Below are 20,754 nucleotides of genomic sequence, written 5' to 3'. Positions count from 1 at the left end.
GGGCTTAGGCCCGCCAGCGCCGCCCCGCCGTCTGGACGCCGAACAGCGACGGGTTTCTGGCATAGGCGGCAAGACCGGAAAGCGCTGCCAGCGGATGGGTGATCACATAGACGGGCATGGTGCGCATCATCTCGCTATGCGGCGCCTTATCCTCGAAGGCGGCGCGGAACTCGCCCGTTTTCAGCGCCGGCAGGATTTTCTGGGCGATGCCGCCGGTCAGGAAGACGCCGCCGCGGCTCATGAACACCAGCGCAAGGTCGCCGGCAGTGCGCCCCAGGCACGTGACGAACATCGACAGCGCTTCCTCGGCCACCGGATCTGACTTGGCCAGCGCCGCGGCGGTGACCTCGGCCGGCGTGGTGAAAGGCGTCGGCTTGCCGTCCGCCTTGGCCACCGCCCGGTAGGCATTGACCAGGCCGCGTCCGGACAGGATCTGTTCGCCGGAGATTCTGCCGTCGAGCTTCTCGATATGCGGAAAGACCTGGAAATCGCGCGGCGAGCGCGGCCCGATGTCCATGTGCCCTCCCTCACCGGGCACCGGAATCCAATGGTTCAGCGCGTGGACCAGGCCGGCGACGCCAAGCCCGGTTCCGGGACCGAGCACCACCCGTCCGGCATTGGGCTCCGGCGCATCGCCGCCGATCTTTTCCATATGCTCTTCGCCAAGCGCCACGACGGCCAGCGCCTGCGCCTCGAAATCATTGAGCACCACGACGTCGCTGAGGCCGAGGCTGGCAAACATCTTTCTCGGCTTGACGATCCACGGGCAATTGGTGAGCGGGATCTCGTCGCTGTCGACCGGGCCGGCCACCGCCAGCACGGCGGAGTTGGGCCGGACCGGCGAGCGGTCGAGCACCGCTGCCTGGATCGCGTCGTCGATGGTGTTGAAGTTGGCGGTCTGGACGATCTGCGGCTCGGTTGGTTCCGAGTTCGCGTCGAGCACGATCGAAAAGCGCGCATTGGTGCCGCCTATGTCGCCGATCAGAACCGGAAACTGCAGCGCTGTGTCGTCGTCGCCTGGCATGCTCTTGTCCGTCTCGGTTCCCAGTGGCGTTCCGCTGTTCTTTCGTTGACTAGCGCATGACCTGGAAAAGGGAAAGTCGCTTCAGAGTCAGTTCCGAGGCAATCACTTCAGGTTCGAATTTCGTCCTCGCCCCATTCAGCGCGGACCCCAACGGTTGGCCGTCTCAAACATCAGTTGGAAGCCGAGGCGATTACTCTGGCGTCAGTTCCCCGGCCGCGGTCGCGGCAATGGGATGCCGATCTCGGGTGTAGCCGCGAAGGCGTTGATCGAGGCCGGAAGCGCTGCCGCGCCGCTTGCGGATGCCCGCGCCGGCGCCGGGGCCACCGTGAGAGTGGGTGCAGCCGCGACCGGCACGCCGTCGCCATAAAAGGTGACCGCCTCCGCCGAAGCCGGATCGGGCCCGTCGAGCACCGCCTGGCATGCCGCGGGCAGGCTCGCCATCGTCATCACGTCGCGCGCTTTCGGCCTGTCCGGGTTTTTGTTGGGGCGCCACGGTTCCTCGGTGAACCACCATGCCAGAGACTGGTCGCAGCCGTCGCCGGGCGCCGTGTTTTCCTGTGCTTTGCAATTGGGCGAGCCGGGCTGGCAGCCGATGCGGATGTGGAAGTGATAGTCGTGGCCCCAGAACGGCCTGACCTTGCGCAGCCATGCGCGGTCGCCTTTCACCGTGTCGCAGAGCTTCTTCTTGATGCCGGGATTGACCAGGATACGCTCGACTTCCGCGTAGCTTGCCGCGCGCTTTAGGAGCCGCATATGCGCCGGCACCCAGAGCGCATCCTTCACCAGATGGGTCTTTTCATCGACAAGCAAGGTGGCGCTCATATTTTCGCGCTGGTCGATCGAAAGCTTGCGGTCGGGCATCGGCGTCAGCCAGATGTCGGCGTCGAGGCCGATCTGGTGCGAGGCATGGCCGGTCAGCATCGGGCCGCCGCGCGGCTGCGAAATGTCGCCGACCAGCAGGCCGGGCCAACCGTCGGCCGCGGCGTCGCGCGACAGTTTCTCGATCAGCGCGATCATCGTCGGATGGCCCCAGCGACGGTTGCGCGAAGGCCGCATCACCTCCCATTTCGGGCCGTCCATGGGGATGGCGACGCCGCCGGCAAAGCAGCCCTTGGAATAAAAGCCGATCGATTGCGGCGCAGCCACGGCCGGCAGCTTTTTGGCGCCGAACAGGTCTTTCGCCAGGCCTTCGGCGGCGGCAGGTCGCGCCGCAAGCCCCGCCAGGGCGAGGACGGCGAGCGCTGCTAATGCATGTCGCCCAAAGCATGCCCTCGGGCTTGAACCGAGGGTGCGCAGCGGCTTTGGGACAACGACAGGCATAAACAGAGATCTAAAGCGCGTCGCGACGCGCTTTAGCAGCAATGCTCTGCCGGGCAATGATTGCTTCAACAGTTTCATGAAGCAGAACCCCTCTGCGAATTTAAGTCGAATCATATCATGCCCGGCGTAAGGTTTCGATCACGACCGCATCGGGCTGCGCGCCTCGCCGTCGCGCCATCTGCCGTCAGACCACATTTGGTCGAAGGCCGAGCGGTAGTCGGGAAAGCGAAAGCGATAGCCGGCAGCCTTGATCGCCGTGTTGGCGACACGCTTGTTCTCGCCATAGAAGGACCGCGCCATGGGCGAAAGTTGCGCGGTCTCGAACGGAATTTCGGGCGGCGGTGTGACGCCCATCAGCCCGGCGGCATAGGCGACGACATCCTGCGGCGGCGCTGGCAGGTCGTCGGTGACGTTGAAGATGCCGCCGCGATTGTCTTCGATTAAGTGCCAAAGCGCCCCGGCAATGTCGTCGCAATGGATGCGGTTGAACACCTGGCCCGGCTTGATCAGCCGCCGCGCGGTGCCGTTTTCTAGATTGACCAAGGCATTGCGGCCCGGTCCGTAAATGCCGGAAAGCCGCAGGATCGCCACCGGCCGGCCGATGTCCCGACCCAGTCTCAGCCAGTCCCGCTCGGCGGCGACACGCATCATCGAGCGCTTCGACACCGGCCGGCATTCGGCGGTCTCGTCCACCCAGCCGCCGCCATGGTCGCCATAGACGCCGACGGTGGAGAGATAGGCGATCCATTTCAGCGCCGGCATCTCCGTCCTAATTGTCTCGCGCGCCGCATTCAACACCGGGTCGCCGGCCTCTTCCGGCGCCACCGAGACGACGAGATGGGTTGTTTTCTCGAGCGCGTCACGGATTTCGGGCGTCAGCGCGCCATCGAAAAGCAGCGGCTGGATCCCGGCTTGCCGCAACGCTTCGAATTTCTCCGGCGCGCGTGTCGTGCCAAGGATCGTGCCGGCATCCTTGTTGGCGCGGGCAAATGCCTTGCCCGAATAGCCCGCGCCGAAAATGAAGATCTGCTTCTCGCTCATGCATGCGCCTCGATTTGATTTGCCAGCGCCAGGCGCCATTCGCTTTGCACGGCCTCGTCTCTTTCTGCCTTCAACGCGGCCGAGGCGCGTTTGGCAAATTCCGAAGCCGGCACAAGCCGTGACAGCGCCCATACCGCCGCCCCGCGCACCAGAGGCGAGGCATCGCCGAGCAGCGCGCGCACGGCCTTGCCGAGCGAGAAATCGCCGGAATTGCCGGCGGCGATCAGCACATTGCGGACAAAGCGGTCGCGGCCGATGCGCTTGATCGGCGAACCGGTGAACAAGGACCGGAAAGCCGCGTCGTCGAGCGCCAAGAGATCGGCGAGCGGCGGCTCGCGCAAGTCCGCGCGGGCGACGAGCTTTGCCTCCGACGCAGTCTGGGCAAACTTGTTCCACGGGCAGGCGGCCAGGCAGTCGTCGCAGCCATAGATGCGGTTACCGATTTTTTCCCGGAACTCGTGCGGGATCGGCCCCTTGCTCTCGATGGTGAGATAGGAGATGCAGCGTCGCGCGTCGAGCCGGTAGGGTGCCGGAAAGGCGTCGGTCGGGCAAACGTCGAGGCAGGCGCGGCAGGAGCCGCAGTGATCGTCCTCGGGCGTGTCAGGTGCAAGCTCGGCCGTCGTGAAGATGGTGCCGAGGAACAGCCAGGAGCCGTGCTCGCGGCTGACCAGATTGGTGTGCTTGCCTTGCCAGCCGAGGCCGGCGGCTTCTGCCAGCGGCTTTTCCATAACCGGGGCGGTATCGACGAACACTTTTACATCGCCACCGGCGCGCGCCACGATCTTGCCGGCAATCTCTTTCAGCCGGCCCTTCATCACGTCGTGGTAATCGCGGTTCTGCGCGTAGACCGAGATCGCGCCGCGGTCGCGCTTCACTAGGACCGCGCGCGGGTCGTGGTCGGGGCCATAGTTCATGGCGAGCACGATGATGGAGCGAACTTCGGGCCAAAGTGCTGTCGGCTCGCCGCGGCGCTCGAGCGTCTCGGCGATCCAGCCCATCGAGCCGTGAAAACCGTCGGCGACGAATTCGGCAAGCCGGGCCGGCGCCTGCGGAATGGCATCGGGCGTGGTGACGGCGACGGCATCGAAACCGGCGCGCCGTGCCTCGCGGTCGATCAGCGCGCGCAGGTTTTCCGCTTTAGAAATCGAGGTCCGCATAATGTGACACCGGCGATAGGCCGCGCACCCGGTCGGACAAAAGCGGCCGGAACGATGGCCGCGATTTCACCCGTGCATACCATTCGCGCGCGGCAGCGTGTTCGCGCCAGTCGATCTCGCCGAGATAGTCGAGCACAGACAGCGCAGCTGCAGCCGCGAGATCGGCATAGGTGACCTTGTTGCCGGCCAGCCATTGGCGGGTGCCGGCCAGCCAGTTGGTGTATTTCATGTGCTGGCGGATGTTGGCGCGCGCGGCACGGATCGCTGCCGAATCGGGCGAGCCGCCGCCCGCCGTTTCCGGCATGACCGGCTTCAGCACGCGCTCGCGCACCAGATGCCGCGTCACCTCGCTGTCGGCCTTGTTGAGATACCAGTCGGTCAGCCGGCGGATTTCGGCGCGCCCCATCGGATCCTCGGCGAACAGCCGCTTGTCGCGCTTGAGCACGCCGCGCGTCTCGTCGAGATATTCGCCGATGACCATGGCGCCGACGATCGGCACGTCGCCTTCGGCGAGGAGGATCGGCAGCGTGCCGGCCGGGTTCAGCGCCAGGAACTCCTTGCGCCGCGTCCACGGCTTTTCCTCGATCAGCGCCAGCTCCTCGCCATATTCGCCGAAAGCGAGGCGCACGAACCGGCAGGAGGCGAACATCGGGTGGTGGAAAAGCGTCAGCATGGTCCCGCGATAATAGAGCGCACTGGCAAATCGCCGGCTGCGCCGGTAAGTCTTAGCCGCCCCGATTCAGAGGGCCGCCCCGATTCAAAGGGCTGTCAGGGTGCTGCGACCTATAGGAGGAGTTCCGCGCCATGACAAGCAAGCCCTTTCGCAAGCCGTTCTTCAAGCTCTCACTCGAACGCCGAGGTTGCCATGGAAAGCCAGACCATCGTCGAAGCGCTGCTGCTCGGCATGATCGAGGGCATGACCGAGTTCATTCCGGTCTCGTCGACCGGCCATATCCTGCTTGCCGGCCATTTTCTCGGCTTCCACTCGACCGGCAAGGCCTTCGAGATCCTGATCCAGCTCGGCGCGATACTGGCGATCCTCAGCGTCTATTTCCATCGTCTGTGGCAGATGCTGGTCGATCTGCCGCGTGATCGGGTGACGCGGCATTTCGTCCTCGGCATCCTCGTCGCCTTCCTGCCGGCGGCCGTCATCGGTGCGCTGGCGCACGACTTCATCAAGACGGTGCTGTTTGAATCGCCGAGGCTGATCTGCATCATGCTGATCATCGGCGGCGTGGTCCTGCTGTGGGTGGATCGTCTCAAGCTGAAGCCGTTCTACCACGACGTCGAGCGGTTTCCGCTCAGGCTCTATCTGCAGATCGGACTGTTCCAATGCCTTTCGCTGATCCCCGGCACGTCGCGCTCCGGCTCGACGATCGTCGGCGCGCTGCTTCTGGGCGTCGACAAGCGGGCGGCTGCGGAATTCTCCTTCTTCCTCGCCATGCCGACGATGGTCGGCGCCTTCGCCTTCGACCTCTTCAAGAACCGCAATGTGCTGACCAGCGCCGATCTGCCCGTCATCGCCGCCGGTTTCATCGCGGCCTTCGTCGCGGCGCTGATCGTCGTGCGCTTCCTGCTCAACTACGTCTCGCGCCACGGCTATTCGCTGTTCGGCTGGTGGCGGGTGGTCATCGGCACCGTCGGGCTGGTTGCGCTGTTTATCTGGGGGTGAGGCGGCACAGTTAATTTACCGCCCAAGGCTCTATTTGTTCGCTGGCGTAGCAATGCCGTTGATGGTGGGGACGACCAACGTAGACCTGCCCCCGACCCATGCCGACCTCGCAGGATCGTTCTTGCCGCTTGCGTGCATTCCGTAGCCAAAATCGACTGCGTTCACCACTCTTCAGAACTTTTTCACGTCGATTTCATGACTTCGAACGACCCCTCGCGTTCTCTCTCACAAGCCGTCCCCACCAAGCCGTCCCCACACGGTTCGGGCGTCGAACTGAGGAGATAAAAGATGATCAACCGCATCTTGGGAATTCTCGTGATCGGCGCGGCGACCACCGCGTCCGCTGGTGATGATCTGAGCCGTCACATTCTCGAACGGGCAGCAAGCTGCTGGCCTACGCAGACGGCGATGCGCGGAATCAGCTTCAGCGCCGATGTCCACGTCAGCTTCACGCGCGAGGGTCAAGTCAGTGCCATCGAAATCGTCGACGTTGCGCCACAGACCGAGACGTTCCAGGCCTTAGCCAAGGATTTCGCTGACGCATTGAAGCAGTGTGGCCCGTACGGTACCGAAGGCGTGAGCGAAATGGACCTCAATCTCTCATGGCCGCTGTAGGCGCGGCGAAGTTGCTGCTACTTCGTCACCGAGAATTCGTAACGCTTGAAGCGAGACAGAAGTATGTATTCGTTCCTGGCTCCAGATATGCCGCTCAGGTTGCGGAACACAGCGCCACAGCCCGTCAGTTTACGCGGATACGCGCTGCACAAGCTGTCGCCCTGCACCCACATCTGACCGGTCACGACCTCCTCACCAACTGTTCTGGTCACGCTGCTGTCTGCCGCAACCACAGCATGGTAGGCTAAGACATCGGGCAGAATCTGGCGTCCCGTTAGCTCGTGTCCGATTATGAGATTCCCGATGTCGACGCCGTTCATCCGTTCAGCGGATTCCGGCTCCATTCCGGCGGGAAGCTCAGAAACCCCCGCCTTCCTCAAGCCATCGAGCAGGCGAGCGATGTCCTCCGGCCGCTTGTAGACGAAGAACTGCTGCGCGATCAGCAAGTTGGGCTGCCCCTCTTGCATGTCCGACAGCACGCGTCGGAGCTGCCCTAGGGCCGAGGCCGCTTCCGGCAGGCGATCGAGATGCGCAAGCGCCGCGACAAGAACATGCAGGCCGTAGAACTTCGTCCACGGATTGGGGGAGCGGACATCGACCTGCTTAAGCTGCGCGACCGCCTCCTCGTAGCGGCCTTGGCCGAACGCCGCCAAGCCAGCCTGATAGTGTCGCCACTCCGTCCATCCGGGATCGACGCGTAAGGCCGCATCGAGAAAGGTTCGCCCCTCGGCCGGCCTGCCGTTGAAGTTGAGGGCCTGGCTCAGCCCTTCGTAGGTCCAGGAATCGCTCGGGTCGAGCGCTATCGCCTTTTGCAGGGCAGCCACCGCCTCGTCGGACCTATGCTCTCGGACCAGAAGTTCGGAAATCAGCTGATAGTAACCGGGAGACGGATTTCCGGCAGCGATGGCCAGACTGCCGTAGAGCTCGTTGTCGATTTCGGTCCAACTGATCCCGAGAGCTTGCCTCCTTACCTCGTCGGCGTCCCAGTGGAGCCACGCCAATTCCGCGGCCGCCGCGCCGAAATCGGCGTCCAGCGCCAAGGCTTGGCGAAGGAAGCCCGATGCTTCCACCGTGCCCGATGGTGTATCCCTTCGTCGCGCCTCGATAGCGCGTCGAAACGCCTGGTAAGCTTCCGGGTCGTCAGTATCACCGGACACGGCGAGGTTTGCTTTTCCCGGGACCAGCTTCAGCTGCAGCGCGGCGACAATTTGACCGATCACCTGATCCTGGAGCTTGAACACGTCGGTGAATGGACCTTCGAACCGCTCGGCCCAGATCTGCCCAACAGTCGAGGCATCAACCAAATGCGCATTGATGCGCACCTCATCGCCGAGACGTCGAACGGAGCCCTCCAGCAGATAGCGGACGCCGAGCTCTTTTGCGATCTTCGCCGGCGGCAGACCGCTGTCGCGATATGCACGCGCGGCATTGCGCGAGACCACGAACAGGCCGGGAACGCGCGCCAGCTCTGTCGTCAGATCGTCCGCGAAACCGTTGGCAAGATAAGCCTGTGCCTCGGCTTCGCTGAGATTTGCGAACGGCAGAACCGCGATCGACAGGGAGGTCGGCACTTCCGTTTCAAATGTGGGCCTCCAGATGAACACCGCGACTGCGGCAGCGATCACCAGTATAGCGACTACAAACATCAGGCCGCGCCGGGCTTTAATTTCGCGCGGATCAGAAGAGGCAGTGCCGTAAATCTGCGGGTAGGAATCGTGCGGTATGCCGGGCGCTTCGGTTTCGGGGACAAAGCGATATCCCCGTCGCGCGACTGTCTTTAGCAGGCTCTGCTTCTCGTCGCCGATGGCTTTCCTGATTTCGCTGATGCACTGGGAAAGGCTGTTTTCCGTCACCGCGATGCCGGGCCAGACGGTGTCCAGGAGCTCCTCCTTGGTCACAACACGGTTGGCGTTGGCGACCAGATGCTTCAGCACCGCGAGCGATTGAGGCCTCAGCGGGACATCTTCACCATGCTCGCCGTGCAGGAGACCGGCGTCGAAATCGAACTCGACACCGTTTAGAACAAGGCTCGGCGGATTGACCAGGGTCAAAGCTGCTCTCGATCATCGTTCTGATCGTTCGGGCGGCATGTTGCTCGGCAGGCCGCCTTGACCTTGAGAATCGGCGCCTGTCGCCGAAAGTCAACTGGCGTTTGAAAGTCGGCATTATCTCCCCGGCAAGAAACCTTCGCGCTGCGATCGCAAAAGTCCGGAAATGGCGGAGTCTTCTCAGCTGCCGTAAAGATAATTCGGAAGCCAGAGCGCCATGCCGGGCCAGATATACATGAGGACCATGCAGAGGATGACGATCAGCATGTAGGGCATCATCCCGGCGAATATCTGGTTGAGCGTGACATGCGGGGGCGAAACGCCCTTGAGATAGTAGGCCGACATCGCGACCGGAGGTGACAGGAACGCCGCCTGCAGATTGACGAAAACGAGAACGCCCCAGAGAACCGGATCGATGTCGAAGTGCGTCAGCATCGGTAGGAAGATCGGCACGAAGATGATGATGATCTCGGTCCATTCGAGCGGCCAGCCGAGAATGAAGATGATCGCCTGCGACAGGATCATGAATTGCACGGGCGTCAGGTCGAGCGCGAGCACCCATTGCTCGAGAAGTGCCTGGCCGCCGAGGATCGCAAAAACGGCGGAGAACAGCGCCGAGCCGACAAAGAGCCAGCAAACCATGGCTGTGGTCTTGGCCGTCAGGAACACTGCTTCTTTGATGCGCTTCCAGTCGAGCGTTCGCGCCTGTAACGCCAGCAGAAAGGCACCAGCGGCGCCGACTGCCGCGGACTCGGTCGCCGTCGTGATTCCGAACAGGATGACGCCGAGCACGACGACAGTAAGTATGGCCAGCGGCATGACCGACGAGACCAGGAGCTTTACGACCTCGAGCCGTTCGGCAGTCATGTTCCGGTAGTAACGGACGAGCACCACTGCGGCGAGTGCTGCGATGATGCCGAAGGTGGCGTAGAAGCTGGTTGCCGGCCCTGCGTCCACTGCGGGTGCGCCAAGTTCCTCCACCGCCGGAGCGCCGAGCTGCTCCAATCCCTCTGGAGCTTCGACGTCGGCCGATGCCTGCGGATGGATGACGACATACCACCACACCAGCAGGAGGGTGAGTGCTGTCAAGGCGAGGGGCACCAGCGCAGCGCAGAAATTCTTGAACAGCTCCCAATATGTGAGGCGTCCGTTCTCCGTCTCGAGCGCCATCGCCCTGGACGGCGAGAACAAGGCGGAAAGAAGTCCAACAAGCATGTTGCGCGAGTAAACTGTCTGAAGGCTTCCCATCCACGCAGGCACCGGAACCTTTGTTTGATCCTCCGGCAAAGGCGGGGCGATCTTCGGACTGATCGTCGCCCAGCCAAGAATGTAGACGAGATAGAGGAAGGCGAGGAAAAAACCGGGGAACATCGCCGCAGCGTAGAGCTTCACGACGGACTGGCCTGCAACTGCCGCATAGACGATGATCATGACTGACGGCGGGATCAGGATGCCCAGCGTGCCGCCCGCGGTGATCACGCCGGAAGCGAGCTTCACATCGTATCCGGCGCGCAGCATCGGATTGAAGGCAATCACCCCCATCAAAACCACAACGGCGCCGACGAGGCCACTGGCGATGCCCCAGAAGGTGCAGACAATGAGCGTAGCGATGGCCAGCGACGCCGGTACTCGTCGGAACGAAAGCTGGATGCTGTAGAACATCTTGTCGACCAGCGCCCCGCGTTCCATCACGTATCCCATGAGCACGAAAAGCGGGATGGAGATCAGGACGTCGTTGGTCATTGCCCCATAGGTGCGCTGGACCATCAGATCGAAGACGCGGTTGTCGATCCAGTGCTCCGCAGGGTTGTAGAACGCGTAGAACCCGAAGAACATGCCAAGGCCCATCAGCGTGAAGGCTGTCGGGAAACCCATGACTATGACGACCACGATGAGCATGAGCATCGTGAGTCCGAGGGCTGGATCGCTCAACTCTGCAGGTCTCCACCCATTCCGCGCTGGCGCGCTTGCTCGTCTATCTTTTGTGCGCGCTCGATCGCGGTCTTGCGCGTCTCTTCATCCACATATTCGCTGAGCGCGAGCTGTTCCTCCACGACGTCGATCTCCGCAACGTCCTTGCGCCGGCTGGGCCATTGCCCGGCCCTGAGACAGACGATGCAGCGCACGATCTCGGCCACACCCTGGAGCATCACCAAGGCGCCGGCCAGCGGAATGACCGACTTGAAGTGGTAGATCGGCGGACCCTCCGCTGTCACGGTCGAATGCTCCCCGATCCGCCATGAAATCGCGGCATAGTCGTAGCCTGCATAGACGAGGGCCGCGATCCCCGGCAGGAAGAAAACCACGTACAACAACAGATCGAGCGCGGCTTGGGTGCGGGGCCGCATCGAGCTGTATAGAAAGTCGCCGCGCACATGTGCATTCTGCGCCAGCGCATAGGCTCCGGCGAGCATGAACAGCGAGCCGTAGAACATGTTGCTGGCGTCGAATATCCACGCCGTGGGCATGTTCAGGATGTAGCGCTTGAAGACCTCGACGCAGACCAGCGTCATCAGCCCGATGATAAGCCACGCCGCGGCCTTGCCGACCCACGTGCTGATTGCATCGACTGTATTCAGGAAATGCTGGACGTTCATGCGCGCCCCCGGATGACGGGTACCTTGGTCAGAAGCATCACCGGGCCGCTGCCCGGTGATGCCCGAACTCACGGGTCAGAACTCCTTCGCCACACCGCCCTGTCCGAAGTAGTGATCGAACGCCAGTCGCCGGCCGACGACGGTGTCCTGCTCCCACCGCGTTGCCCGCTCGGCAAAGGCGATCTGGGAGAGGATGATTTCCTTGAAAGCCGGGTTTTCCGCCGCCTTCTTCTTCACGACCTCGTCGTAGACCTCCAATTGTTTCTTGAGGATTGCCTCCGGCGTCTTGTAGAATTTGACCTTATCGGTCGTCTGCATCTCCACATAGTCTTTCGAATAGCGGTCGATCGCCTTCCAGTGCATGTCCTGCGAGGCCGCCTCGACCGCATTGGTGATGATGGCCTTCATCTGGTCAGGCAAGGCGTCGTATTTCGCCCGGTTGAACAAGATCTCGAACTGCTCGGCATTCTGATGATAGCTTTGCAGCATGCAGATCTTGGAGACGTCCGGGAAGCCGAGGACCCGATCGGACGAGGCGTTGTTGAACTCGGCCGCGTCGATCAGGCCGCGATCCAGAGCCGCGACGATCTCGCCGGCCGGCAGCGCGTTGACTGCGGCACCGAGCGCGGTGAAGACGTCGATCGAGATGCCGACGGTGCGGAATTTCAGGCCCTGGAGATCCTCGGCCTTCGCCACCGGCTTCTTGAACCAGCCGAGCGGCTGTGTCGGCATCGGCCCGTAGAGGAACGAAACGACATTGGCGCCGATGGATTCGTAGAGCTTTGCGAGCAGCTCCTTGCCGCCGCCGTATTTGTGCCAGGCGAGCAGCATATTGGCATCCATGGCGAAGCCCGGACCGGAACCCCACAGCGCCAGCGCCGACTGTTTGCCATAGTGATAGACGACCACGCCGTGGCCGCCGTCGAGCGTTCCTTGCGACACCGCGTCAAGCAGGCCGAAGGCCGGCACCACGGCGCCCGCCGGCAGCACCTCGATCTTCAGGTCGCCGCCGGTCATGTCGTTGACCTTCTTGGCGAAATCGAGCGCGAATTCGTGAAAGATATCCTTGGAAGGCCATGTGCTCTGCCAGCGCATGCTGACCGGCCCCTGTGCCTTGACGACGCTCGGCGCGGCAACGATCGCCGCAGCTGCCACGGCCGCCTCGCCAAGGAACTTGCGGCGCGACCTCATATTCTGGATACTTGCTTTGGTCATCGGTTCCTCCCGAAGGTGTCGGCTTTTCAAGCCCACGTCCGACAATACTACTCAAAGACGGCCCAGCAAAAATTGCAGCGCACGTCCCATTCGCCTAAACTAGTGCGGTTCTCTCTTAAGGACAGGGGCCGGTACTTTCCCAAGCAATGGGCGAATAGCAGTTACGCGCGCGACGGTAGCGCCCACACGTTCTTCCCGGCGATAAGTGTTGCGGCTACTGTTACATTCTGGCGCTGATCAATGAATCCTGAGCTAGTTTCGCCCGTAGAAAACATTCTCGACATGCACCGGCCAGCGCCACGGCAGCACCGCGACCATGTCGAAGCGCACCGACAATCGTCCATAGTCGGACTGGCGCGACAGCCAGAGATCGGCAGCGCTTTCGATGCGGCGCTCCGACTCGTAAGCGATAGCCTCCATGGCTTCCATCAGCGTGCGGCGCGCCTTCACCTCGACGATCAGCACCAGGTCGCCGCGGCGCGCGATCAGGTCGATCTCGCCGAACCGCGTGCGGTGGCGGCGCGCCAGTATCCGGTAGCCTTTCACCATCAATGCTGCCGCCGCCAGCCACTCGCTGCGATGGCCGCGCCGATAGGCCTGCCGGCGGCTGGCGACCGGGCGTTCAGCCATCGCCGTCTTTCCCGATCTCCCCGTTCTTCCCGGTCTCCTTGAGCTCAAGCAGTCGCCGGTAAAGCGCCTGCTTCTGGCCGCCGGTCATCTTGGCGGCTTCCGCCGCCGCCTTGGAGGCCGGCATCTCGGCGGCAAGCGAAAGCAGCAGCCGATCGATGTCTTCAGGCTCGTCGGCCGTTGCTTCCGACGGGCCGACGCAGATGACGATCTCGCCCTTCGGTGTGTCGGCCGCCTCATAGTGTTCGGCGAGCGACCGCAAGGTGCCGGTTCGCATTTCCTCGAAGGTCTTGGTCAGCTCGCGGCCGATCGCGGCCTTACGGGCGCCGCCCAGCGCCTCGACCATGGCACTGAGCGTCTCGGCCAGCCGGCGCGGCGATTCGAAGAAGATCAGCGTCGCCGGCACCGCTTTTAGCGCTTCCAGCCGCGTCAGCCGCTGTCCGGTCTTCACCGGCAGGAAGCCGGCAAACAGAAACGCGTCGGAGGGCAGGCCCGAGGCCGTCAGCGCCGCAAGCGGCGCCGACGGGCCGGGGATCGGCACGACGCGAATGCCTTGATCGAGGGCTTCGCCGACCAGCCGGTAGCCGGGATCGGAGATCAGCGGCGTGCCGGCGTCCGAGATCAGCGCCACGCTCTGCCCGGCCAGCAAGGCTGCGATGAGTTTCGGTCCGGCCTCGCCGGCATTGTGCTCGTGATAGGCAGTGGTGCGGCGGCGGATGCCGTAGCGGTCGAGCAGCACGCGGCTGACACGCGTGTCCTCGCAGGCGACGATATCGGCGGCGGCCAGCGTTTCAAGCGCGCGTAATGTGATGTCGGCGAGGTTGCCGATCGGCGTCGCCACCAGGTAGAGCGCCGGCGCGAGCGGCCGGGCTGATATCTCGGTCTGGCCGATTACATAGCTGCGTTTCGCCAACTCGCCGGTCACCGGTGTTCCCCGTCAGGCTCTGACACTTGAATGCATTCGGCCCTGTTTGCCACGGCTCTCGCCTGGTTGCAAAACCCGCGCCGAAGTGAAGTGGCCGCCATGCCTTTGCCATAGTACGGAACGAAACCACGCCCGACGGATTTATCCCTGATCTCGGGAGGAGCAGGATGGACAGCCTCAAGATACAGGACGTTTTCGAACCCTACTATGCAGGGCGCAAACGCTTTGCCGCGCGAAAGGACAAGCGCCAGCCTGCCAAAGCCGGCGCGGGCCTGGCCAAAAAGCCGCGAAAGCGTCGTCCTTCAAAGGCAACCAACCTGGAAATCGAGCCTTCGACCGGTAGCACGATGGAGCACTGACCAGACGATGCCCAATCGCTTCGACATTTTCATCACCCGCCTTGAAACGAAAAGCTCCCGCAATGGAGCGCCCTCACACCCCATAAGCGATCAAAACCGCGCCCGCCGCGACAAGGGCGACGCCGAGCCGGCTCGCTCCGGTGAGACGGACGCCGAGAAAGACCACGCCAAGCGCCGCCACAAGCACGACGCTTGACTACCGCAACCTCGCGATTGGCCGAGACACTTCTCTCTTCGTCATCCCCGGGGCAGAGCAAGGAGCGAAACGACGCGGCGCAGACCCCAAGGATGACGAAAGCGCCGGTGAAAACGCTCAGCCACATCATCAACCCAGATATTTCGAGACGCGCGCTTCCAGAAGGCGAACTAAGACCGGGTCCATAAATTCATAATCGTCCGGAATATCGAGGCAGATCACACGAGCCTTCTTCAGGCTGGCCTTGAATTTCTTCTGCAGTTTGGCGCGGTGCGCCTTTTCCATCACGAAGATGATGTCGGCCCAGGAGACGAGGTCGTGCGTCAGCGGGTTGTCGGCATCATGGTTGGTACCGGCCGATGCGACCTCGATATCCCTGCGGCCGCAAAACACCTGTTCCGCGGTCGGGCTGCGCAAGCGGTTCTGGCTGCAGACGAAGAGGACGTTCTTCAACGGGTCCCATCTTCCAGTTTGAACATGATCTGGTCCGAAAACCGGATCCCACTTTTCGGGATCATGCTCTACCGCGCCAGATCCGCCACCACGGCGTCGAGCACGATCATGCCAGCCGGCGTGGCGCGCAGGCGGGCATTGCCGATCGGCGCCACCAGCCCCTCGCCCTGCAGCACCGACAGCCGCGCCGTCGACAGGCCGCGGCCGGAAAACGCTTCGTAGCGCGAGAGGTCGATACCCTCGGCCAGCCTCAGCCCCATCAGCAGGAATTCGTCGGCCTCTTCCGAGCGCGTTAGGGTCTCGCCGCCGGTGATGCCATGGCCCTTGGCCTCGACCAGATTGGCCCAGGTCTCCGGCATCCTTTCGGCGATCGTCACCACGCGGCGGCCGTTTTCGACGAAGCGGCCATGCGCACCGGGACCGACGCCGACATATTCGCCATAGCGCCAATAGGTGAGATTGTGCCGGCTTTCCGCCCCAGGCCTGGCGTGGTTGGAAATCTCGTAAGCCGGCAAGCCGCGTGCAGCGGTGATCTCCTGCGTCAGCGCATAGAGATCGGCGGCGTGGTCGTTGTCGGGAATGGCGAATTTCCTGGCCGCATGCAGCGCGTGGAACGGCGTGCCTTCCTCGATGGTCAGCTGGTAGAGCGATAGGTGGTCGGCGGCGTGGCCGATCGCCTGCTCGAGCTCCATCTGCCACGCTTCCGGTGTCTGGCCGGGCCGTGCGTAGATCAGGTCGAAGGACAGCCGCGGAAAGATTTCACGCGCCAGGCCGATCGCATGCAGTGCTTCATCGACATTGTGCAGCCGGCCGAGGAACCGCAGATCCTTGTCGTTCAGCGCCTGCACGCCGAGCGACACCCGGTTGACGCCTGCCGCCCGGTAGCCGCGAAAGCGCTCGGCCTCGACCGAAGAGGGGTTGGCTTCCAGCGTCACCTCGATGCCATCGGGCACCGTCCAGTTCCTCGCCACCGCGTCCAGCACCGTCGCCACGGTTTGCGGCTTCATCAGCGACGGTGTGCCGCCGCCGAGAAAAATGCTGGTCACCTCGCGCGGTCCGGTCCGGTCGCGCATCGTCGCAAGCTCGGTCTCGAAGGCGCGCGCAAAACGCTCCTGGTCGACCGGCTGGTGGCGGACATGGCTGTTGAAGTCGCAATAGGGGCACTTGGCCGCGCAAAACGGCCAGTGGATGTAGACGCCGAAGCCGGGGCTGCGGTCGAGCAGCATGGTCATTTCACGCCCGATCGTGCCAAATCCAGTCTGGCTTGCGCGAATTTCTGGAAGGCGCGGGCGCGGTGCGACAATGCCGTCGGCTGGCCGGGCTTCCAGCCATGTTTTTCCTCAGCGGTCATCTCGCCGAAGGTCTTTTCGAAACCGTCCGGCACGAACACCGGGTCGTAGCCAAAACCGAGTTCGCCGCGCGGCGGCCATACCAGCGTGCCCTCGACCTCGCCGCGGAAATATTCGGCCGCACCGTCGGGAAAGGCCAGACAGATAACGGCGACGAAGCGACCCTTGCGCTGAGCCGGCGCGACCGCGCCGATTTCCTGCAACGCCACTTCCGCTCGCTGCATCGCCATGCCGAAGTCGCGGGACCCGTCCGGCGCCTCGGCCCAGTTGGCGGTGTAGACGCCGGGCGCTCCGCCCAGCGCATCGACACATAGGCCGGAATCGTCCGACAATGCCGGCAGGCCTGTCGCCTTGGCGGCGGCTAAAGCCTTGATTAAGGCGTTCTCCTCGAAGGTGGTGCCGGTCTCGTCCGGCTCCGGCAGGCCGTATTCCTTGGCCGACTTCGCTTCTATGCCGAATGGTGCCATCAGATCGGCGAATTCCCGCAGCTTGCCGGCATTGTGGCTGGCGACGACGATCTTATGTCCATCAAGCGAATGCATCAGATGCCCCAGATTCTTGGCTCGGCGAATTCGATCGAATTGCCGGAGGGGTCGCGAATATAGATCGACCGGCCGCCCTGCGGCCATTCGAACTCGCTTTCGATGGCGATTTTCTTCTGCTCGAGATGCGCTTTCCAGCGCACGATCTCGTCCGCGCTTGCTGCAAAGCAGAGATGGCCGTCGCCGACCGTGCCGTGCGGCGGCACTTTCAGCCTGGCGTCGGGCGCCGGCGGCACCTTGGTCGCCTCCGCGTTGAAGATGAGCAGCACGCCGTCCCCGCAACGGAAGAAAAGATGCCTGCCGTCGACCTTGCCCAGTAGATCGAGCCCAAGCACGCCGGAATAGAAGTCTTCCGCGGCATCGAGGTCGGTCACATAGAGGGCTGATTCGAGGATGGCGGAAGGAATCATGACAGAACCGAAAATTAACCTACAGCCATCTGCTGTAGGCTGACCAGTCGCGCAATGCCCTTCTTGGCCAGTTCCATCAGCGCCGTGAACTGCTCTTCAGAGAAAGGCTCACCCTCGGCCGTGCCCTGGATCTCGACGATGCCGCCCTTGCCGGTCATGACGAAGTTGGCGTCGGTGCCGGCCGAGGAATCCTCGAGATAGTCGAGGTCGATGACCGGCTGGCCGTCATGGATGCCGCAGGAGATCGCCGCGACATGGTCCTTCAGCACCTTGGCGACGCTGGCCATCTGTCGAGCTTCCATCCAGCGCAGGCAGTCGTAGAGCGCCACCCAGCCGCCGGTGATCGAAGCGGTGCGCGTGCCGCCATCGGCCTGGATCACGTCGCAGTCGACAGTGATCTGCTGCTCGCCGAGCGCCTGCAGATCAACCACGGCGCGCAGCGAACGGCCGATCAGCCTCTGGATTTCCAGCGTGCGGCCGCCTTGCTTGCCGGACGAAGCTTCGCGGCGCATGCGTTCGCCGGTCGAGCGCGGCAGCATACCGTATTCCGCCGTCACCCAGCCCTTGCCGGAATTGCGCATCCAGCCCGGCACCTTTTCCTCGAGGCTGGCCGTGCACAGCACATGTGTGTCGCCGAATTTCACCAGGCACGAACCTTCCGCGTGCTTGGAGACGCCACGCTCAAAGGAGATGGCGCGCATTTCGTCGAATTGGCGTTTGGAAGGGCGCATTCAGGCTTTTTTCCTATCTTTTTCGGAATCGTGGCCGGCTTGTAGCCGCATGGAGCGCAGGGCGCAAAGGAAAATGGCTGGTTGCGCGGGCACCGCCGAAGTCTATATCTTTGGGCCGGAGGTATTTGGCTCGAATGACCAAGGCAGTCGATCCCAGTTCCCAGTCGCCCGTGCTTCAGTCGCCCGCATTTCAATCGCCGGCGTTTCAATCGCTCGACATGCGCTCGCGCGACATCTTTCGGCGCATCGTCGATTCCTACCTGAAGGACGGCGAGCCGGTCGGCTCACGCAGCCTGTCGCGGATTCTGCCGTCTTCGCTGTCGCCCGCAACCATCCGCAACGTGATGAGCGATCTCGAGCATCTCGGACTGATCTACGCGCCGCATATCTCGGCCGGCCGGCTGCCGACCCAGGCCGGCCTGCGCTTCTTCGTCGATGCGTTCATGGAGCTTGGCGACCTCTCCGATGAGGAGCGCCGCACCATCGAGGCACAGGTGCGCGCCTCCGGCTCGGGCGCGACGCTGGAGCATATGCTTACCGAAGCCAGCCAGATGCTGTCCGGCATGTCGCGCGGCGCCGGCCTCGTGCTTGCCGCCAAGAACGAGGTGGCGCTGAAGCACATCGAGTTCATCCAGCTCGAGCCGACCAAGGCGCTGGCCGTTCTGGTATCGCAGAACGGCGACGTCGAAAACCGCGTCGTCGATCTGCCCGCCGGCATCACCGTTTCGCAATTGCATGAAGCCTCGAACTTCCTCAACGCCCACATCCGCGGCCGCACGCTGGCCGAGGCGCGGATCGAGATCGCCCGCATCAAGGAAGAAACCAGGGCCGCCCTCGACACGCTGTCGCAGGACCTGGTCGAGAAGGGCCTGGCGGTCTGGGCAGGCGCCGACAGCGGCCTGCCGGCGCGTCTCATCGTGCGCGGCCGCGCCAATCTGCTGGAAAACGTCACGGCCCAGGCCGACATCGAGTTGTTGCGGCACTTGTTCGAGGATCTGGAGACGCAGGACGGGCTGATCCAGCTTCTCGATCTTGCCGAGGAAGGGTCCGGCGTGCGCATCTTCATCGGCTCGGAAAACAAGCTGTTTTCGCTGTCGGGCTCGTCGCTGGTCGTGGCGCCCTATCGCGACAAGGATGCCCGCGTCATCGGCGCGCTCGGCGTCATCGGCCCGACCCGGCTGAACTACGCACGCATCGTGCCGATGGTCGACTATACCGCGCAGCTTATTTCCCGCATGCTGCGATAATGCATGTCGCCCAAAAGCCTGCCCTCGGGCTTGACCTGTGATGCGCAAGCGGTTTTGGGATAACGACATGCATAAAAACAAGAAAGCAAAGCGCGTCGCAGGAAACCTTCAAACGCGACGCGCTTAGGCCGGACCTCAAGGAGAAAAAAATGGCGCTGGAATCATTCAAGGCCCAGATCAGCCTGTTGCTCAAGGAGATGATCAACCAGCCCGAGGATCAGCATGAAGTGCAGGAGCAACTGCGTGAAAAGCTGAGGGAAATGCGCGCCATGGGCCTGCCGCTGCCGGCCGATCTCGTCGCGCTGGAAAAGCGCCTCGACGACGATTTTTACGCAGCCGGAAACTGAGTTCCGAAAACCGATCGATTCCGCTTCAACTCTCCGTGTGCGCGTCACCTACGACAAAAGTCCGTCCTGATCGGCGAGTTCGCCCGGCCGGTAGTTCTGGTGCAATCGAATCCGGGCCTCAGGGAGTACACGCCTGCCAGCCTTTGTGCGACAAGGCGCAGTCTTAAAAGTCGATTCCGTTTTGGAGTCATGCGCTAAGGCCGAAATCATGACCCTCACCGGATTCCTCGCCTACAGCGCGGCCCTCGGCATCGCCGCCGCCATTCCTGGCCCAGGTCTCACCGCGCTTATTGCGCGTGCGCTTGGTTCCGGCTTTCGCTCGGCGCTCGCCATGTCTTTCGGGCTGATGCTCGGCGATCTCACCTATCTCACCGCCGTGGTGCTCGGCCTGGCCCTCGTCGCTCAGACCTTCGGCATGGCCTTCCTGGTAATCAAATGGCTGGGCGTCGCCTATCTCGCTTTCCTTGGCTGGCGCTTCTGGACGAGCGGCATCACGCCCGAAACGGTGGAGGCGAAGAAAGGCAGGGGCGGGCTGGTGTCGAGCTTTATTGCCGGCCTCGCCGTCACGCTCGGCAATCCGAAGACGATGATCTTCTATCTCGCCATCACGCCGACCATCGTCGATCTGAAGACCATCACGCTCGCCGATTACGGCATCCTCGTCGCGCTGACGCTCTTCGTGCTGCTGGTGGTGCTGGTGCCCTATCTGGCGCTGGCGGCCAAGGCGCGCGGGCTCCTGAAGTCGCCGCGTGCGCTGCGGGTGCTGAACCGCACCGCCGCCGGTTTCATGGTCGGAGCAGCGGCTGCGATCGCCGCCCGGCAATAGGCATCTCGCGGTCGAGCCATTCCTAAACAGGACACCGCCTGAAATGCTTTTCC

Annotated in this window: 22 protein-coding genes and 1 pseudogene; 6 read left to right on the top strand and 17 right to left on the bottom strand. The window is 63.0% G+C overall.

Annotation, left to right across the window (positions count from 1 at the left end):
* Positions 1-4: 4 nt before the first annotated feature.
* The 5 genes from EJ075_RS09905 to EJ075_RS09885 form a co-directional block, all read right to left on the bottom strand.
* Positions 5-1,024 carry a glucokinase gene (locus EJ075_RS09905; protein ID WP_126104227.1) on the bottom strand — a complete coding sequence of 340 codons (1,020 nt, stop codon included), beginning with the start codon at positions 1,022-1,024 and terminating at the stop codon, positions 5-7.
* Between the two features lie 201 nt (positions 1,025-1,225).
* Positions 1,226-2,344, bottom strand: a complete 1,119-nt coding sequence (mepA, locus tag EJ075_RS09900; protein WP_095484743.1) for a penicillin-insensitive murein endopeptidase — start codon at positions 2,342-2,344, stop codon at positions 1,226-1,228.
* A 138-nt stretch (positions 2,345-2,482) separates the two neighbouring features.
* Positions 2,483-3,385 carry an SDR family oxidoreductase gene (locus tag EJ075_RS09895; RefSeq protein ID WP_126104226.1) on the bottom strand — a complete coding sequence of 301 codons (903 nt, stop codon included), beginning with the start codon at positions 3,383-3,385 and terminating at the stop codon, positions 2,483-2,485.
* The gene (queG, locus tag EJ075_RS09890) at positions 3,382-4,542 is read right to left on the bottom strand and encodes a tRNA epoxyqueuosine(34) reductase QueG (RefSeq protein ID WP_126104225.1); all 1,161 of its coding nucleotides are present in this window, start codon (positions 4,540-4,542) and stop codon (positions 3,382-3,384) included. The genes EJ075_RS09895 and queG overlap by 4 nt, the downstream gene beginning before the upstream one ends.
* On the bottom strand, positions 4,523-5,215 hold the full coding sequence (locus tag EJ075_RS09885) for a glutathione S-transferase family protein (protein WP_095484740.1): 693 nt from the start codon (positions 5,213-5,215) through the stop codon (positions 4,523-4,525). Before EJ075_RS09885 ends, queG begins: the two co-directional genes overlap by 20 nt.
* A gap of 192 nt (positions 5,216-5,407) precedes the next feature.
* On the opposite strand from EJ075_RS09885, the gene EJ075_RS09880 reads away from it, so the two are divergent.
* Together EJ075_RS09880 and EJ075_RS09875 are read left to right on the top strand one after the other, a co-directional pair.
* Positions 5,408-6,214, top strand: coding sequence for an undecaprenyl-diphosphate phosphatase (locus tag EJ075_RS09880; RefSeq protein WP_126104224.1), 807 nt, complete (start codon positions 5,408-5,410; stop codon positions 6,212-6,214).
* Positions 6,215-6,502: 288 nt separating this feature from the next.
* The gene (locus EJ075_RS09875; RefSeq protein WP_126104223.1) at positions 6,503-6,829 is read left to right on the top strand and encodes a hypothetical protein; all 327 of its coding nucleotides are present in this window, start codon (positions 6,503-6,505) and stop codon (positions 6,827-6,829) included.
* A gap of 17 nt (positions 6,830-6,846) precedes the next feature.
* Here EJ075_RS09875 and EJ075_RS09870 read toward each other — a convergent pair whose 3' ends face one another.
* The 6 genes from EJ075_RS09870 to rsmI all read right to left on the bottom strand — a co-directional run bounded on the left by EJ075_RS09870 (position 6,847) and on the right by rsmI (position 14,241).
* Complete coding sequence (locus EJ075_RS09870; RefSeq protein WP_126104222.1) at positions 6,847-8,880, bottom strand: winged helix-turn-helix domain-containing protein; 2,034 nt, start codon at positions 8,878-8,880, stop codon at positions 6,847-6,849.
* A 177-nt stretch (positions 8,881-9,057) separates the two neighbouring features.
* Positions 9,058-10,809: a TRAP transporter large permease subunit gene (locus EJ075_RS09865; RefSeq protein ID WP_126104221.1), complete on the bottom strand. Its 1,752-nt coding sequence runs from the start codon at positions 10,807-10,809 to the stop codon at positions 9,058-9,060.
* Entirely contained in the window at positions 10,806-11,474 is a 669-nt protein-coding gene (locus EJ075_RS09860) for a TRAP transporter small permease subunit (RefSeq protein ID WP_095484735.1), read from the bottom strand. The genes EJ075_RS09865 and EJ075_RS09860 overlap by 4 nt, the downstream gene beginning before the upstream one ends.
* Positions 11,475-11,549: 75 nt before the next feature.
* Positions 11,550-12,689: a TRAP transporter substrate-binding protein gene (locus tag EJ075_RS09855; RefSeq protein ID WP_126104220.1), complete on the bottom strand. Its 1,140-nt coding sequence runs from the start codon at positions 12,687-12,689 to the stop codon at positions 11,550-11,552.
* 252 nt (positions 12,690-12,941) lie between these two features.
* A complete protein-coding gene (locus EJ075_RS09850; protein WP_126104219.1) occupies positions 12,942-13,319 on the bottom strand; it encodes a YraN family protein in 378 nt (125 codons plus the stop codon).
* Positions 13,312-14,241, bottom strand: coding sequence for a 16S rRNA (cytidine(1402)-2'-O)-methyltransferase (gene rsmI, locus EJ075_RS09845; RefSeq protein ID WP_126104218.1), 930 nt, complete (start codon positions 14,239-14,241; stop codon positions 13,312-13,314). Before rsmI ends, EJ075_RS09850 begins: the two co-directional genes overlap by 8 nt.
* Positions 14,242-14,408: 167 nt before the next feature.
* On the opposite strand from rsmI, the gene EJ075_RS09840 reads away from it, so the two are divergent.
* Positions 14,409-14,600 carry a hypothetical protein gene (locus EJ075_RS09840; protein WP_126104217.1) on the top strand — a complete coding sequence of 64 codons (192 nt, stop codon included), beginning with the start codon at positions 14,409-14,411 and terminating at the stop codon, positions 14,598-14,600.
* Positions 14,601-14,673: 73 nt separating this feature from the next.
* Here EJ075_RS09840 and EJ075_RS33505 read toward each other — a convergent pair.
* From EJ075_RS33505 to rph, 6 genes and pseudogenes are all read right to left on the bottom strand, one after another.
* A pseudogene (locus tag EJ075_RS33505) lies at positions 14,674-14,817 on the bottom strand (transporter); the annotation flags it as partial.
* A 108-nt stretch (positions 14,818-14,925) separates the two neighbouring features.
* Positions 14,926-15,249 carry a low molecular weight protein tyrosine phosphatase family protein gene (locus EJ075_RS09830; protein ID WP_095484730.1) on the bottom strand — a complete coding sequence of 108 codons (324 nt, stop codon included), beginning with the start codon at positions 15,247-15,249 and terminating at the stop codon, positions 14,926-14,928.
* Positions 15,250-15,317: 68 nt separating this feature from the next.
* The gene (gene hemW, locus EJ075_RS09825; RefSeq protein ID WP_126104215.1) at positions 15,318-16,481 is read right to left on the bottom strand and encodes a radical SAM family heme chaperone HemW; all 1,164 of its coding nucleotides are present in this window, start codon (positions 16,479-16,481) and stop codon (positions 15,318-15,320) included.
* Positions 16,478-17,140, bottom strand: a complete 663-nt coding sequence (gene rdgB / locus EJ075_RS09820) for an RdgB/HAM1 family non-canonical purine NTP pyrophosphatase (RefSeq protein ID WP_126104214.1) — start codon at positions 17,138-17,140, stop codon at positions 16,478-16,480. Before rdgB ends, hemW begins: the two co-directional genes overlap by 4 nt.
* Positions 17,140-17,550 carry a VOC family protein gene (locus EJ075_RS09815; RefSeq protein ID WP_126104213.1) on the bottom strand — a complete coding sequence of 137 codons (411 nt, stop codon included), beginning with the start codon at positions 17,548-17,550 and terminating at the stop codon, positions 17,140-17,142. Before EJ075_RS09815 ends, rdgB begins: the two co-directional genes overlap by 1 nt.
* Positions 17,551-17,564: 14 nt before the next feature.
* Positions 17,565-18,281: a ribonuclease PH gene (gene rph / locus EJ075_RS09810; RefSeq protein ID WP_095484726.1), complete on the bottom strand. Its 717-nt coding sequence runs from the start codon at positions 18,279-18,281 to the stop codon at positions 17,565-17,567.
* Between the two features lie 134 nt (positions 18,282-18,415).
* On the opposite strand from rph, the gene hrcA reads away from it, so the two are divergent.
* The 3 genes from hrcA to EJ075_RS09795 all read left to right on the top strand — a co-directional run bounded on the left by hrcA (position 18,416) and on the right by EJ075_RS09795 (position 20,701).
* Complete coding sequence (gene hrcA / locus EJ075_RS09805) at positions 18,416-19,528, top strand: heat-inducible transcriptional repressor HrcA (RefSeq protein ID WP_095484725.1); 1,113 nt, start codon at positions 18,416-18,418, stop codon at positions 19,526-19,528.
* A gap of 149 nt (positions 19,529-19,677) precedes the next feature.
* Entirely contained in the window at positions 19,678-19,875 is a 198-nt protein-coding gene (locus tag EJ075_RS09800; protein WP_126104212.1) for a hypothetical protein, read from the top strand.
* A gap of 208 nt (positions 19,876-20,083) precedes the next feature.
* Positions 20,084-20,701, top strand: a complete 618-nt coding sequence (locus EJ075_RS09795) for a LysE family translocator (RefSeq protein WP_095484724.1) — start codon at positions 20,084-20,086, stop codon at positions 20,699-20,701.
* Positions 20,702-20,754: the final 53 nt, after the last annotated feature.

Source organism: Mesorhizobium sp. M6A.T.Cr.TU.016.01.1.1 (assembly GCF_003952585.1).
GTDB lineage: Bacteria > Pseudomonadota > Alphaproteobacteria > Rhizobiales > Rhizobiaceae > Mesorhizobium > Mesorhizobium mediterraneum.
This window is presented reverse-complemented; position numbering and strand designations above follow the sequence as displayed.